Raw genomic sequence first — 16061 nt, 5'->3', positions numbered from 1 at the left:
CGCGGGCAGGGGCGTATCCGCCGTTACAGGCTGGGCTGCCGTCACTCATGCAAGGGATGGGAAGGGAACCATGGATCTGCTTCGTTTCATCGTGATGTTGCCCGTGCGCCTGGTGCGTGGCCTCTTCTGGCTGCTCGGCCGCCTGCTTCGCCCCGTGTTCGGCGACATGGCCTGGTCGGCACCGCGTTGGATTCCCGCCACCGGCCAGGCCGCGCGCAGCCGTCCGCTGGCGTTCACCGCCATCGTGGCCGCCGTGCTGGTGGTCGCGGCGGGGGGCTGGTTCGGCTGGCACTGGTGGGAAAACCGGCCGAAACCGGCCGAGCCCAACCGCATCACGTTCGAAGCGCCGGCGCCGGTCATCAGCGACTACGAGCATGTCCCCGCCACCATCCATCCGCTGACGGTGACCTTCTCCGGCTCGGCCGCACGACTGGAGTCGCTGGGCAAGCCGGTGACCGACGGCATCGCGATGGACCCGAAACTGCCTGGCCAGTGGAAGTGGGAAAGCGACCGCGTGCTGACCTTCACGCCCGCCGGCGACTGGCCCGTGGGCCGCAAGATCGAGGTCAGCTTCGACAAGGCCAGGGTGTTCGCGCCGCAGGCGGTACTGGCCGACGACCATTTCAGCGTGTCCACCGCGCCCTTCGCCGCGCGCGTCGTCCACAGCGAGTTCTACCAAGACCCGCAGGACCCCACGCGCAAGAAGACCATCGTACAACTGGGTTTCAATTATCCGGTGGACTCGGCCCAGCTCGAGAAACGCCTTTCCCTCGACCTGCGCGAGAAGAACCAGAAGCGCGGCAGCGACCTGAAGTTCTCGGTCACCTACGACGAGCACCGCCTCAACGCGTTCGTCCACTCGCAGCCGCTGCAACTGCCGCGGGACGACGGCTCCGTCGGCCTGACACTGGACGACGGCGCACGCAGCAGCCGTGGTGGCGACGGTACGCAGAAGGCACTGGAGACCTCGGTGCGCATCCCCGGGCTGTACAGCCTGAAGCTGGACGAGATGACGGCCACGCTGGTGGACAACGCCCGCTTCGAGCCCGAGCAGGTGGTGGTGATGAACTTCGGCGGCCCGGTGAGCGATGCCGAACTGGGCAAGCGCCTGCATGCCTGGCTGGTGCCCGACGACGACAAATACGGTGACGTGTCGCGTATCGGCGAGGCCGACCTGCGCGGTTTCACCGCGCTCAAGCCCGACATCGTGCCGACGGAGACCGACTGGTCGGCGACGCAGAGCTTCCGCTACCACGCCCAGCCCGGCCAGCGCATCTACGTGCGCGTGGACAAGGGCATGAGCGCGTTCGGCGGTTACCTCATGGCCGCACCGCAGGCGCAACTGCTGACCGTGCCCGATTACCCGCGCCTGCTGCGTTTCATGGCCGACGGCTCGCTGCTGTCGCTCAGCGGCGACAAGCGGATATCCGTGGTCTCGCGCAATATCCCCGGCATGCGCGTCGAGGTAGGCCGCGTGCTGCCCGACCAGTTGCAGCACCTGGTGTCGCTCAACCAGGGCAGCTACACCAAACCGGAGATGTACGGCTTCACGCCGGACGACATCGTCGAGCGTTTCGTCAGCAAGGTGTCCTTCCCGCAGGACGAACCGGGCAAGGCCCATTATGAAGGGGTCGACCTGGGCCAGTACCTCGCCGCCGGCAAGCGTGGCGTGTTCCTGCTCAAGTTGTCCGGCTACGACGAGAAGGCGGAGCGGGAAGCCCGCGAGCGCCGGGTGAAGGCGGCACGCGAAGCGGCCGCACGCGACGCCGGCGCCGATGCCGATGCGGCCGCCGCCGAAGCGGCCAGGGACGACGCCGCCAGCCACGCGCCCTACGACTGGCCGAAGGACGAGCGCCTGGTGGTCATCACCGACCTCGGCGTCATCGCCAAGAAGTCGATGGACGGCAGCCAGGACATCTTCGTGCAGTCCATTCGTAGCGGCGCGCCGGTCGGCGGCGCCTCGGTGGCGGTGATCGCGAGGAACGGCAGCACCTTGTTCACCCAGACCACCAGCGCGGATGGCCTGGCCCACTTCGCCAACCTCAAGGGCTTTACGCAGGAGAAGGCGCCGGCGATGTACGTGGTGCGCCAGGGCGAGGACCTGTCGTTCCTGCCGGTCAGCACGTATGACCGCACCCTGGATTTCTCGCGCTTCGACATCGGCGGCGAGCCCAACGCGCACAGCCAGGGCCAGCTGTCCGGTTATCTTTTCTCCGACCGCGGCATCTACCGTCCCGGCGATCTCTTCCACATCGGCATGATCGTGCGAGCCAACAGCTGGACGCGCAGCGTGGCCGGCATGCCGCTGATCGCCGAGGTGGTCGACCCGCGCGGCACCACCGTGGCGCAGCAGGCGGTGTCCATGGATGCGGCCGGCTTTGCCGAGCTGGACCACACCACGGCCGAGACCTCGCCCACCGGTAACTGGACGGTCAATCTCTACATCGCCAAGGACGGCAAGCCGTATTCGCAGATCGGCAGCACCACGGTGCAGGTGAAGGAATTCCAGCCGGACCGCATGAAGGTTTCGGCAAAGCTTTCCACCGCGGTGGCTGAGGGCTGGGTCAAGCCCTCGCAGCTGAAGGCGATGGTCGACGTGCAGAACCTGTTCGGCACGCCGGCGGCGGATCGTCGCGTCGAAGGCTCGCTGACCCTGCGCCCGGCTTATCCGTCCTTCCCCAGCTACAAGGATTACCACTTCTACGATATCCGCCGGGCCAAGGAGGGCTTCGAGGAAAAGCTGGCCGACGCCAAGACCGACGACAAGGGCCATGCCGAGTTCGCGCTGGACCTGTCGCGCTACGCCGATGCCACCTATCAGCTGTATTTCCTCGCCAAGGCCTATGAAGCGGAAGGCGGTCGCAGTGTCGCCGCCGCCACGCAGGGAATGGTGTCGTCCAACGACTGGCTGGTCGGCTACAAGGCCGTCGACAACCTGGATTACGTGAGCCGTGACGCCACGCGCACGGTCAACCTGGTGGCCATCGATCCCACGGCGAAGCGGATGGCCCTGAACGGGTTGAAGCAGGCGATCGTCGAGACCCGCTTCGTTTCGGTGTTGACGAAACAGGATTCCGGTGTCTTCAAGTACGAATCGAAGGCACGCGAGACGGTGATCTCCGAAACGCCGCTGGCGATTCCCGCCGCTGGGCTGGATGTTCCGCTGCCCACGGACAAGCCGGGCACCTTCGCGCTGGTGGTCAAGGATGCGCAGGGCAAGGAGGTCAACCGCGTGGGCTGGTCCGTGGCGGGCGAGGGCAACGTGTCGCGTTCGCTGGAGCGGAACGCGGAACTGCAGCTCACCCTGTCGAAGAAGGACTATGCGCCGGGTGAAGCGGTGGATATCGCCATCCGTGCGCCGTACGCGGGCAGTGGCCTGATCACCATCGAGCGCGACAAGGTGTACGCGCATGCGTGGTTCCATGCCGACGCCACCAGCAGCGTGCAGCACATCACCGTGCCGGCCGATTTCGAGGGCAACGGTTACATCAACGTGCAGTACGTGCGTGACCCGTCGTCCGACGAGATCTTCATGAGCCCGCTGTCATTCGGCGTGGTGCCCTTCTCGGTCAACATGGACGCACGGCGCAACGCCATCGCGGTGGAATCCCCGGCGCTGGTGAAACCGGGCGACACCGTGACCTTCCACGTCACCTCCCCCAGGCCCACGCGTGCGGTGGTGTTCGCCGTGGACGAAGGCATCCTGCAGGTGGCCCACTACAAGCTGGGCGATCCGCTGCAGTATTTCTTCCGCAAGCGCATGCTCGAGGTGTCCACCTCGCAGATCCTGGACCTGATCATCCCGGACTTCCAGAAGCTGATGACGATGGCGGCACCCGGCGGTGACGCGGACGGTGCCATCGGCCGCCAGCTCAACCCGTTCAAGCGCAAGCGCGACAAACCGGTGGCGTACTGGTCGGGCATCGTCGATGTGGACGGCGCGAAAGACCTGACCTACAAGGTGCCGGATTACTTCAACGGCAAGTTGCGCGTCATGGCGATCAGCGTGTCGCCGGAAACCATCGGCAGCGTCGAGGGCGCGACCACCGTCCGCGGTGACTTCGTCCTCTCGCCCAACGTCCCGACCACGCTGGCACCCGGCGACGAAGCCGAGATCAGCGTCGGCGTAGCCAACAACCTCACGGGCCTGGGCGGCAAGTCCGTGCCGGTGGCGGTCACCCTGAAGACGGGCCCGCAGCTGCAACTGGTCGGCGACGCCTCGAAGACGCTGAGCCTGGCCGAGATGCGCGAGGGCGTGGCGATCTTCCGCGTACGCGCCACCGACACGCTCGGCTCCGGCAACCTGACCTTCACCGCCGCGGCCAGCGGCAAGTCGGCGAAGCAGTCGGTGGATCTCTCGGTCAGGCCGGCGTCGGCCATGCGCACCGACCTCGCCTTCGGTCGCGTGGATGCGCACGGCCGTGCCGATGTGGCGCCGCTGCGCGACATGCACGCGGAATACGCGCGACGCGACGTGGCGTTCTCGTCGGTGCCGGTGGTGCTGGCCCGCGGTTTGGCGGCCTACCTGGTCGACTTTCCCCACTACTGCACCGAGCAGGTCATCAGCGCGGCGATGCCGGCGCTGATCCTCGGCAACCGTCCGGAGTTCGGCGACGTGAAGCCGGCCCGCATGCAGGGCGACACCGCGCCGCCGGCCGACCCGGTGGCTGCGTTGTTCGACGTGCTGCGCGCCCGCCAGAACGGGCAGGGTGGCTTCGGCCTGTGGACGGCCACGCCGGACACGCAGGCCTTCGTCACCGACTACGCCGTGCACTACCTGATCGAGGCGACCGACCGCGGCGTGGCCGTGCCGCGCGACATGCTGTCCGCCGCGGACAACGCGCTGCGGCAGATCGCGGCCGACGACAGCGGCGACACGCTGGCGCAGATGCGCCAGCGCGCCTACGCGGTCTACCTGCTCACGCGCCAGGGCAACGTCACCACCAACGACCTGGCCGCCGTGCAACGGCGCCTGGAAGAGGCGTATCCCAAGGTGTGGAAGGGCGACCTGGCCGCGGCGTGGCTGGCCGCGTCCTACCAGCTGCTGCACCAGGACCGGCTCGCCGCCGACCTGATGACCCAGCCGCGACGCTTGCTGGGCCGCAAGCCGGCCGACGAGGCGTACAGCTACGCGGACTATTACGACGCGCCGGTCCGCGACGCCACGGTGTTGTACCTGCTGGCCAAGCACTTCCCGGATCAGGCGAAGTCGCTGCCGCCGGAAACCCTCGACGCGCTGGTGCGGCCGCTGGCCAAGGGCCACTACAACACGCTGTCCTCCGGCATGATCATCCTGGCGCTCGATGCCTGGGCGAAGGAGACCGGTGGCGACGTCGGCAAGCTGTCGATCGGCTCGGTGGTCGCCAATGGCACCGTCACGCCGATCGGTACGCCGCGCGGCGTGCTGCTGGATGCGCACTGGCCGGCCGCGGCACAGCGCCTGCGCCTGGTCAACGACGGCGACAACGCCGCGTGGTACGGCGTGGCGCAGGGGGGCTTCGATCGCAAGCCGTCGACGGACACGCGCAAGGACGGCCTGGAGATCACCCGCAGCTACACCGACACCAAGGGCAAGGCGATCGACAGCCTGGCCACGGGCGATGAGATCGACGTTCATGTGCGCATCCGCTCCACCACCAACGCCTCGGTGTACGACGTCGCCATCGTGGACCTGCTGCCCGGCGGCTTCGAGCCGGTGCTGCAGACGGCGCCACCCGCCGATGCCGCAACGCCCGCGCCTTCGTCCGACGAGGACACGACGACCGCAGACAACGGCGACGCCACGGAGGCCACGGACGCCGACAGCGGCGACGGCCCGGCGGACGCCGAGGGCGAAGGCGACGGTGACGACACGCCAGCCTGGCGCTCGCCGATCGGTAACCCGGAATCCACCTGGAAGCCGGACTACGCCGACGTGCGCGAGGATCGCGTGGTGGTCTACGGCAGTGCCAGCACGGACGTGCAGGAGTTCGTCTATCGGATCAAGGCGACCAATGCTGGCCGGTTCACGATCCCGCCGGTGTTTGCCGAGTCGCTGTACGACCGCGGTACCCAAGGGCGGGCACCCGGCGGCGGTACGCTGACCGTTACGGCCAAACCGTGAGCGGTGCGCATGCGGTGCGCCGCTGCGTTCACTGAGCCGGCGCCCGCATGCGTCTGATGCACCGGCTGCGCCGGGTCGGCTGGCACAACGTCCTCGTGGCGTTGCTGCTGGTCGCGGCCGTGCCGGTCACCTGCCGTCTTTGGCCGCACGAGCCGCTGCGCGCGTGGTTGCCCTCGTCCACGGCGGTCTACGACGCCGACGGGCGGCTGTTGCGGCTGACCCTGGCCAGCGACGACCGCTATCGGCTATGGGTGCCGTTGCGGGACATCGCGCCGGAGCTGGTCGACGGCGTGCTGCTGCACGAGGACCGCTGGTTCCGCTGGCACCCGGGAGTGAGCGCATGGGGCATCGTGCGTGGCGCCTGGGTGACCTACGTACGTCGCGGCAGTCCGCAGGGCGGGTCCACGCTGACCATGCAGCTGGCGCGGCTGATCTGGCACCTGGACACGCGCCGCCCCGCCGGCAAGCTGGTGCAGGTGGCCCGCGCGTTGCAGCTGGAACTGCAATATTCCAAGCACGACATCCTCGAGGCGTATCTCAATGCGGCGCCCTACGGCCGCAACGTGGAAGGCGTCGGCGCCGCCAGCCTCGCCTACTTCGGCAAGCCACCCGCGCGCCTCACCCTGCCCGAGGCGCTGACACTGGCCGTGATTCCGCAGGAACCCTCGCGTGGCGTACCCGGCAGCGCCGGTGGCGCATCCGTCATCGACACCGCGCTGCGCCGATCGCGCGACCGGCTGTTTGCACGCTGGGTGACGACGCATCCGGCGGATGCCGCCATGCAGCCGCTGTTCGCGCTGCCGTTCGCCCTGCGCCCGCTCTCGCGCCTGCCGTTCGAGGCACCGCACTTCGTCGAGCAGGTGCTGGCGGAGCGCCGGCTCGACGGCGACGACGACATGCGCGTGGTAACCACGCTGGACCTTGGCCTGCAGCACAGCCTGGAGCGGCAGGTGCGCCAGTACGTGGCGCGCGGCGGCGAGCGTGGCATCCGCAACGCCGCGGCGCTGCTGGTCGATACGCGCGACATGGGGATCAAGGCCATGGTCGGCTCGGCCGACTACGCCGACGCGTCGATCCAGGGCCAGGTCAACGGTACGCAGGCCAAGCGCTCCCCGGGGTCCACGCTGAAGCCGTTCATCTACGCCCTGGGTTTCGACCAGGGGCTGCTGCATCCGGAGACGGTGCTGCGCGACGTGCCGTCCGCGTTCGGGCCGTACACGCCCGAGAACTTCGACGGCCATTTCCTGGGGCCGGTGACCGCCACGCAGGCGCTCATCCGCAGCCGCAACATCCCTGCCGTGCAGATCGCCGCGCGACTGGCCAGCCCTAACCTGTACCAGTTCCTGCACGACGCCGGCATCTCGCGCATGGCCAGCGAGAAACACTACGGGCTGGCGCTGGTGCTCGGTGGCGGAGAAGTGACCATGCAGGAGTTGTCCGGGCTCTACGCCATGCTGGCCAACCGCGGCCAGCTGCGGCCGTTGCGCACGCTGGCGGCGCAGCCACGGACCCAGGGCACCCGCGTGCTCAGCGAGGAAGCCAGCTTCATGGTGATGGACATGCTGCGGCAGAACCCGCGGCCGGACGATGCCGTGGCCGCGCAGCCTTCGCGCCTGCCGGTGTACTGGAAAACGGGCACGTCGTGGAGTTTCCGCGATGCCTGGACGGCCGGCAGTTTCGGGCCCTATGTCCTGGTGGTATGGATCGGCAACTTCGACGGCGCGGGCAATCCCGCCTTCATCGGCGTGGATGCCGCCGCGCCGCTGTTCTTCCGTATCGCCGACGCGCTGCGCGCCGAGCGTCCGCGCATGGTCGAGCCCGTGCGGCGCAATCCGCCCAACCTGCGCCGGGTGGCCGTCTGCCTGGCCAGCGGCGACCTGCCCAATGCCTGGTGTCCGCAGGTCGGCAGCACCTGGTTCATTCCCGGCAAATCACCCATCCGGCTCAGCACCGTGCACCGGCCCGTGGTTGTGGATACGGCGACGGGCAAGCCGGCGTGCCCTCCCTACGATCCGGCGCGCACACGCACCGACGTCTACGAATACTGGCCCTCCGACCTGGCCCGCGTGTTCGCCCAGGCCGGCATGCCGCGGCGAACACCGCCGGCGCTGCCGGACTGCCAGGGCGGTGGCCAGCTGGCGGGCGATCCGCCGAAGATCACCTCGCCGCTGAAAGGCAGCACCTACCAGATCCGGGTATCGCGACTGGGCAGCGAGCGGGTGGCCTTCACCGCCACCGCCGACGGCGCGTCACGCACGCTGTACTGGTTCGTGGACGATGCCTACCTGGGTAGTGTGCCGAGCGGCCAGAGCCTGATGTGGGCGCCGGAGCGCACCGGTCGCTTCCTGGTGCGCGTGGTCGACGACCGCGGCCGCGCCGACTCGCGCGAGCTGGGCATCGGTGTGGTGGAGTAAGCGTTCCGCGGAATCGCTGTGCGTTTCCGGCAGTGGGTGTTCAGCGGCCCCTCGCGATCGTCGATAAGGATGTTCGAGAGTTCACCAGGGGATAACGCCATCATGGCCATCGGTTTGTTCGCCGGCATGCGCCGGGTCGTCGGGGAGTCGCGCACGGGGTTGCGGGGCAAGCTGGACGCGCTGGACCGCACGCAGGCGGTGATCGAGTTCGCCCTGGACGGCACCATCCTCGATGCCAACCGCAACTTCGTCGAGGCCCTGGGTTACGCCGAGCCGGCGGACATCGTGGGCCGCCACCACCGCATCTTCGTCGAGGCCGAGGACGCCGCGTCGCCCGACTACGCCGCGTTCTGGGCCCGGCTGGCGGCCGGCAAGCCGGATGTCGGTCTCTATCGGCGCCGGGGCAGGGACGGCCGCGAGGTCTGGATACAGGCCAGCTACAACCCGGTGCTCAACGCCTTCGGCCGGCCGGTCAAGGTGGTGAAGTTCGCCACCGACGTGACCCAGCAGCGCCTGCGTGCCGCCGACATGGAAGGCCGTCTGGCGGCGATCGACAAGGCACAGGCCGTCATCAGCTTCACGCTGGATGGCACGATTCTCGAGGCCAACGACAACTTCCTCACCACGATGGGCTATACCCGCGACGAGGTGGTCGGCCAGCACCACCGCATGTTCGTCGATGCCGCCGATCGCGAAGGCGCCGATTACCTGGCCTTCTGGCAGAAACTGGGGCGCGGGGAATACGACTCGGCGTTGTACCGCCGCGTGGACCGGCACGGCCGCGAGGTATGGATACAGGGCAGCTACAACCCGATCTTCGACATGTCCGGGCGCCCGTTCAAGGTGGTCAAGTACGCCACCGACGTGACCGCACAGACGCGTGCCTCGCGCACCCTGCATGCCTCCCTGGCCGAGCTGGCCGATACCGTGCCGGCTATCGCGGCGCAGGCCCGCGCGACCAACAACCTGGCCAACGCAGCCAGCCGCTCGGCGGTGGACGGCGGCGCCATGGTGGACGCGGTCATCGCCACGATGTCGGCGATCCAGGCCGGTGCGCGCGACATCTCGGAAATCGTCGCGATGATCGACGACATCGCGTTTCAGACCAATATCCTCGCGCTTAACGCCTCCATCGAGGCGGCGCGTTCGGGTATCCACGGCAAGGGTTTCGCCGTGGTGGCGAACGAGGTGCGCATGCTTTCGCAGCGCAGCGCCGAGTCCGCACGCGACATCCGCGAACTCATCGACGGCACGCTGGAGCGGGTGCGTGAGGGCAGCGCCCGCAGTGGCGAGGCAGGCGCGGCCATGCGCGACATCCTGACCTCCGTGGGCACGCTGCTGGAGCGCGTGTCCGACGTGGCCGTGGCGACCACGCAGCAGGCCGGCGGTATCGACAACGTCCGTCGCGCGGTGGCCGAACTGGCCTGACGCATGCGACCAGGCGGCGTCAGTCGGGCGGGGTATCGCTCGGCGGGGGCGGGATATCGCTCGGCGTGGATGGGGTCTGCCAGCGCCGGCCGTGTTCGATCATGTGCAGGCGGATTTCGTCCTCGGCCAGGGCCGCCAGGGCACGCAGGCCGTCCGCCTGGATGATGCTCAGGCCCCGCGGTTCGTTGCCGAACACGCACAGGGTGCCCAGCACGTGACCGTCCGGACCGCGCAGGGGCTGCCCCGCGTAGAAGCGGATATGCGGTTCGCCCAGGACGAGGGGATTGCTGCGGAAGCGATCGTCCCGACGCGCGTCCTCGACCAGCAACAGCCCGTTGCCGAGCACCGCGTGGCTGCAGATCGCCCATCCGCGCGGGGTTTCGTCCAGTTCCAGGCCCTGGCGCGACTTGAACCACTGCCGGCGCGAGGTCAGCAAGGCGATGGCCGCCGTGGGCGCCCCCGCGATCCGTGACGCCAGCCAGGTGATGCGGTCGAAGGCCGGATCCTGCGCCGTGTCCAGCAGGCCGGAGCGGGCGAGCGCGCGCAATCGCCGGGCCTCGTCGGCGTGTACCGGGTAATCCGGATGACGCGCCGGGCGCAGTTCGTCCGGCAGCGTGGCGGGCGACTCGCCCGGGGGCGCCATGCGTTCTTCCAGTAACGCCAGCACGGCGCTGCGCCGCATCCGGCGATGGCCGCCGGGCGTCTTCCACGAGGGCAGCGCGCCCCCCTCGATCCACTTCTGAGCGGTGCTCACGGACACCCCCAGCAACTCGGCCGCATCGCGAGTCGTCACGGTGGGATCGTCGGGTGACTCGTTGGGAATTCGGTCGGTCAAGGTAGCCATCGCGCAGTCTTCACGGCCCAAACTAACACAGCCTGCATCGCACCTCGCATCGCATTGCACCTGGGGGGGCTGCTACTCGTCACGCCGGCCACGCGCGCAGCAGCGCACCTCAAAGCCACTTGTAATGAGAAATCTGATCAATCGAGGGCTTGATAGCTGAGAAGGGGGTAGGAAAAAACTCGGATTTTTGAGGTTTATTCCATATGGCTGGGCGGGGGATTCGTACAGAATTCTTGTTGCGCTCGCGTAGTCGAGCTCGGCTGCGTGATGCGCGGGGGTGACCCGTGTCTCCTCCTGCCGACGACCCTCCGGGGCCGTTTCTCAAGTCATACAAAGGGTTAATCGGATGAACCTCAAAGCTATCGCTTCCGCGCTGCTGATCGCCGGGCTTGCCGCGCCATCGGCTTTCGCCTCCACCGGCACCATCACCTTCACCGGCGCCATCACCAACGTCACCTGCACCGTCGACGGTGGTGCGCCGGGCAGCGGCCCCGACTTCACCGTGAACATCGGCTCGGTGAACGCGGCCGATTTCGGTGACGTGGGCACCACCACGGGCAACACCGGCTACCGCATCTACATCGGCAAGGCCGGCGAGACCACCTGCGCCAACGGCACCCGGGTGTGGGCCACCTACGACACGGGTTCCACGGTCGATCCCCTCACCGGCGCCCTGAAGACCAGCGGTGGCGCGTCGGGTGTGCAGGTCCGCCTGTTCGACAAGAACGGCAAGGCCATCGACATCTGGAGCGACACCCAGGACGGGGTGAAGGAAACCGTTTCCGACAACCAGGCCGTGCTGGCCTATTCGGCGTCCTACGAGCGCACAGGCACCGTCGTGGCCGGCGGCGCCAACAGTTCGGTGACCTACACGATCCGCTACGAACAGTAAGCAAGGAACTCGACCGCCGGGCACGCCCGGCGGTCGAACGGCTCACCCGAAGGAACGCCCGTCATGGAAGCAACGAAACGGAATGTCGCGGGGCTGGCGCGCGCGCTGCTGGCGCTGCTGCTGGTCGCCGCCGTACCCGCCTCCGCGGGGGTGGTCATGAATGCCACGCGCTATATCTACAACGCGGGCGATCGCGAGATATCGGTCCGGCTGACCAACAAGGGATCGCTGCCCGTGCTGACCCAGGCCTGGATCGACGACGGCGATGCGCGCTCGACGCCGGAACATGTCGACGTGCCCTTCAACCTCACGCCGCCCATCGCGCGCGTGGAATCCGGCCGGTCGCAGACGCTGCGCATCGCCTTCACCGACGGCACGCTGCCGGAGGGTCGTGAATCGCAGTTCTGGCTGAACGTGCTGGAGGTGCCGCCCAAGGCGGCCGACGGCAGCGAGGGCAACACCATGCAGCTGGCCTTTCGCTACCGGCTGAAACTCTTCTATCGACCGAAGGGCCTGAAGGGCTCGCCGGCACGCGCCGCCGAGGCACTGACCTGGACCCGGTCGCCCGAGGGCACGCTTGCCGTGAGCAATGCCAGTCCTTTTTACGTTGCCCTGAACGAGCTGCGCCTTACCACGCCAAGCGGTGAGGTCGAGGCCGAGCCGCTGTCCATCGCGCCGCATGCCTCGGTGACGCCGCCCTTGCCGAAGGCGCTCCCGCCGGGCCGACTCGATATCCACTACCAGAGCATCAACGATTACGGCGGTTTCGTCGCCCACAGCACGACGATCGACGCGCGATGAAACATGCCACCTGCCCTACCTGGCTGCCCCGGCGGCCGCTTGCGGTCGCCTTCGCACTGGCCGGCTGCGCCCATGCGGAGGGCGCGTCGCTGGACCCGGCGGTGCCGCAGGCCACCTTCAATCCCGAGTTCATCCACTCCGCCGCCGGCGCCATCGACCTGTCGCGCTTCGAGCGCGGTAACGTCACCCTGCCGGGCCTCTACCAGCCGCGCGTGCTGCTCAACGGCGACGCGGTGCCCGGCCCGTTCGAGGTGCCGTTCCGGGTGGTGGCAGGCAACGACGGAGCCACGCCATGCCTGGACCGAAGCCTGCTGCTGAGGCTGGGGCTCGACCCGCAAAAGCTCCAGCGGCATACGGGTGCGCCGGCCTCGGCGGCAACGGACACCGAAGACGCCTGCGCACCGCTGGAGCGGAGGATTCCTGGCGCCAAGGCGGATTTCGACGACGCGGACCAGGTGCTGCGCATCAGTCTGCCCCAGGCCTTCCTCGCCTCCCGCGCGCGGGGCTACGTCGCGCCCGACCTGTGGGACGCGGGTGAAAACGCCGCCATGCTCAACTACAACGCCAACCGCTACGACGTACGCGCCGCCGGCCGTCGCTCGACGGCCACGTATGTCGGCCTCCAGGCCGGTGTCAACCTGGGCGGCTGGCGCCTGCGCCAGAGCGGCGGCCTCGACATGGCGGACGGACGGTCGGCCTGGCGCAACACGCTGGTCCACGCGCAGCACGACCTGACGGACCTGCGCGCGCAACTCACCGTGGGCGAGACCTATACGCCGGGCGAGATCCTCGACAGCGTGCGCCTTCGCGGTATCGGCATCGCCAGCGACCCGCGCATGCTGCCTGCGTCCCAGCGGGGTTACGCGCCGGTGATCCGCGGCGTGGCCGAGGGCAACGCGCAGGTGACCGTGCGCCAGAACGGCTACATCATCCACAGCAGCACGGTGGCGCCGGGTCCGTTCGAGATCGACGACCTTTATCCCACCGGGTACGGCAGTGACCTGGAAGTCACTGTGACCGAGGCGGACGGTCGCACCCGCACCACGCTGGTGCCCTACACCGCCGTGCCGCAGATGCTGCGCGAAGGCTCCACGCGTTTCGCCGTGTGGGCGGGGCAGGTGGACGAAGCCTCCGTGCGGGATACACCCTTCGTCGCCCAGGGCTCGTTCCAGTACGGCGCCACGGTCAACAGCACCGTCTACACCGGCGGCACGGTCTCCAACAGCTATGCCTCGGGTCTGGTCGGCCTGGCCGTGAACCTGCCCGTCGGCGCAGTCGCCCTGGATGTAACGACGTCGCGCGCGGCCATGCGCCGCGAGCGCATCCGTCGCGGCACCAGCACGCGCCTGCGCTACAGCCGCACGCTCGGGGAAACCGGCACGAGCTTCGCCGTCGCGGCCTACCGTTTCTCCACCCGCGATTACCTCGGCGTCACCGACGCATCGCGCTGGCGCAGCCGGCTTCGGCATGGCACGGGCGAGGTGCTGCCTTCCGGCGAACGCGGGCGCCTGGATGCGAACCTCGGGCAGAACCTGGGCACCGGCCGCGTGTCGCTGACCGGCTCCATGGTGGACTACTGGGGACGATCCTCGCGGGACCTCGACTTCACCCTCGCCTATGCGGGCTCCCTGCGCGAGGCGTTCTACAACGTCTCGCTGCAACGCTCCCGCATCGGTTCGTCGCTGGCCGGGGCCTTCGATGCGCGTACGCGTACTCGCACCGACACCACGCTGTACGTGTCGTTCAACGTGCCGCTGGGCCACACGACCGGTGCACCTGCGCTGGGAGCGTCCTATACCGGAAGCGGCAGGCGCGAAAGCACGCTGACCGCCACGCTCAACGGTCAGCTGGCCGGCCACGACGACCTCACCTACGCCCTGGCGGCCACCCGTGCCGGGGCGGACGCCGGCATGTCGCGGCAGACCGGCAGCGCCAACCTGGCCTACCGCGGCCAGACGGGCGCCTATCGGGTCGGCCTCAGTCGGGCGGGCGGTGCCTACACCCAGTATTCCCTCGGCGCCACGGGCGCGGTCGTGGCGCACCGCGACGGCATCACCTTTACCCAGGAACTGGGCGAGACCAATGCGATCGTGCATGCCCCCGGCGCCGCCGGCGCGCGTATCGAAAGCCACGCCGGGGTGCGCCTGGATCGCCACGGCAACGCGGTGATCCGCGGCCTGCAGCCCTATCAGATCAACCAGGTGTCGATCGATCCGCGTGGCGCGTCGCACGACGTCCACCTGCACAACACCAGCGAGGTGGCGGTGCCGCGGGCCGGCGCGATGGCGCGCCTGAACTACCCGACGGAACAGGCGCGGGCCGTGCTGATCCACGCCAGCCTTCCCGACGGTGCGCCCCTGCCGTTCGGCGCATCGGTGCACGACGACGACGGCCGGGCGGTCGGCGTGGTCGGCCAGGGCAGCAAGGTGTTTACGCGCGGCGCGATGCCCGGCACCCGCCTGCGGGTCAGCTGGCCCGGCGGCAGTTGCCGCATCGTGTTGCCCTCGTCGTGGGACAGCCTGCCGCTGCATGGCCTGCATCGCGCCTGGCGCTCGGCCTGCGAGCAGGAGGACGACGTCGCCCACCACGACAAGGCCGCCTGATGGAACACGGACACAGCGGTGCCTCCTCTGCCGTCGTGCGTGCACGGGCACGCGAAAAGCTGCGGCGCGACCTGGGCGATGCCTTCCTGCACGCCTTCGGCGATCCGGACACGGTGGAGATCATGCTCAATGCGGATCATCGGCTCTGGCAGGAACGCCTGGGCGAAGGCATGCGTTGCGTCGGCAGCATGCGACCAAGCCAGTCGGAGGCGGTGATCAAGACGATCGCCGGCTACTACGGCAAGGAGATCACGCGCGCGCACCCGGTGCTCGAGTCCGAATTTCCGCTGGACGGCTCGCGCTTCGCCGCCCAGCTGCCGCCGATCGTGCGCGCGCCCACGTTCGCCCTGCGCAAGAAAGCGGTGTCGATCTTCGGCTTCGACGACTACGTGGCGGCCGGCACGATGACGTGCGCGCAGCGCGACCTGTTGCTGGACGCGATACGTCGGCATCGCAACATTTTGGTGATCGGTGGCACCGGCTCGGGCAAGACCACGCTGATCAACGCGGTGATCCGCGAGATGGTCAGGCTGGACGAGCGCGAACGTGTCTTCATCATCGAGGACACCGGCGAAATCCAGTGCATGGCGGAGAACTTCGTGCAGTACCGGACCTCGCCCGATATCGACATGACCCGGCTGCTGCGTACCTCGCTGCGCATGCGTCCGGATCGCATCCTGGTGGGCGAGGTGCGTGGCCCCGAGGCGCTGGACCTGCTGATGGCGTGGAACACCGGCCACGAGGGCGGCGCCGCCACGCTGCACGCCAACGATGCGAAAGCCGGGCTGTCGCGGCTGTCGCTGCTGATCAGCATGCATCGCGACGCGCCCCGACTCATCGAGCCGCTGATCGGCGAGGCGGTGCACCTGCTGGTCCATATCGCCCGCACCGTCGGCGGCCGTCGCGTCCAGGACATCGTGGCCGTGGACGGCTACGAGAACGGCCGCTACCTGTTGCGCACTCTTTGAAACGAAGG

Annotated in this window: 8 protein-coding genes and 1 pseudogene; 8 read left to right on the top strand and 1 reads right to left on the bottom strand. The window is 68.6% G+C overall.

Features of this window, described 5'->3' with window-relative positions:
* Positions 1-70 precede the first annotated feature (70 nt).
* The 4 genes and pseudogenes from ACVKN3_RS06365 (at position 71) to ACVKN3_RS06350 (ending at position 9945) form a co-directional block, all read left to right on the top strand.
* Positions 71-6103 carry an alpha-2-macroglobulin family protein gene (locus ACVKN3_RS06365; protein ID WP_354513475.1) on the top strand — a complete coding sequence of 2011 codons (6033 nt, stop codon included), beginning with the start codon at positions 71-73 and terminating at the stop codon, positions 6101-6103.
* A gap of 47 nt (positions 6104-6150) precedes the next feature.
* Positions 6151-8517 carry a penicillin-binding protein 1C gene (gene pbpC / locus ACVKN3_RS06360; protein ID WP_285403874.1) on the top strand — a complete coding sequence of 789 codons (2367 nt, stop codon included), beginning with the start codon at positions 6151-6153 and terminating at the stop codon, positions 8515-8517.
* A gap of 165 nt (positions 8518-8682) precedes the next feature.
* Positions 8683-9402 (top strand): annotated as a pseudogene (locus ACVKN3_RS06355) (PAS domain-containing protein); the annotation flags it as partial.
* Positions 9382-9945 carry a methyl-accepting chemotaxis protein gene (locus ACVKN3_RS06350; RefSeq protein ID WP_255349644.1) on the top strand — a complete coding sequence of 188 codons (564 nt, stop codon included), beginning with the start codon at positions 9382-9384 and terminating at the stop codon, positions 9943-9945. The pseudogene ACVKN3_RS06355 and the gene ACVKN3_RS06350, both read left to right, overlap by 21 nt.
* A gap of 19 nt (positions 9946-9964) precedes the next feature.
* On the opposite strand, the gene ACVKN3_RS06345 is transcribed toward ACVKN3_RS06350, so the two are convergent.
* Positions 9965-10789 (bottom strand): helix-turn-helix domain-containing protein, encoded by an 825-nt coding sequence (locus ACVKN3_RS06345; RefSeq protein ID WP_285403878.1) that lies wholly within the window; start codon positions 10787-10789, stop codon positions 9965-9967.
* Positions 10790-11135: 346 nt separating this feature from the next.
* Between ACVKN3_RS06345 and ACVKN3_RS06340 the strand changes: the two genes are divergently transcribed.
* The 4 genes from ACVKN3_RS06340 (at position 11136) to trbB (ending at position 16053) form a co-directional block, all read left to right on the top strand.
* The gene (locus ACVKN3_RS06340) at positions 11136-11681 is read left to right on the top strand and encodes a fimbrial protein (RefSeq protein ID WP_285403880.1); all 546 of its coding nucleotides are present in this window, start codon (positions 11136-11138) and stop codon (positions 11679-11681) included.
* Positions 11682-11744: 63 nt separating this feature from the next.
* Positions 11745-12482, top strand: coding sequence for a fimbrial biogenesis chaperone (locus ACVKN3_RS06335; RefSeq protein ID WP_354513480.1), 738 nt, complete (start codon positions 11745-11747; stop codon positions 12480-12482).
* Positions 12479-15085 (top strand): fimbria/pilus outer membrane usher protein, encoded by a 2607-nt coding sequence (locus ACVKN3_RS06330; RefSeq protein ID WP_354513482.1) that lies wholly within the window; start codon positions 12479-12481, stop codon positions 15083-15085. The genes ACVKN3_RS06335 and ACVKN3_RS06330 overlap by 4 nt, the downstream gene beginning before the upstream one ends.
* Positions 15085-16053, top strand: a complete 969-nt coding sequence (gene trbB / locus ACVKN3_RS06325) for a P-type conjugative transfer ATPase TrbB (RefSeq protein WP_354513484.1) — start codon at positions 15085-15087, stop codon at positions 16051-16053. The genes ACVKN3_RS06330 and trbB overlap by 1 nt, the downstream gene beginning before the upstream one ends.
* Positions 16054-16061: the final 8 nt, after the last annotated feature.

It is taken from the genome of Luteibacter sp. PvP120, from assembly GCF_054055715.1.
The sequence above is the reverse complement of the archived record's forward strand: the minus strand, read 5'-3'. Positions and strand labels throughout refer to the sequence as shown.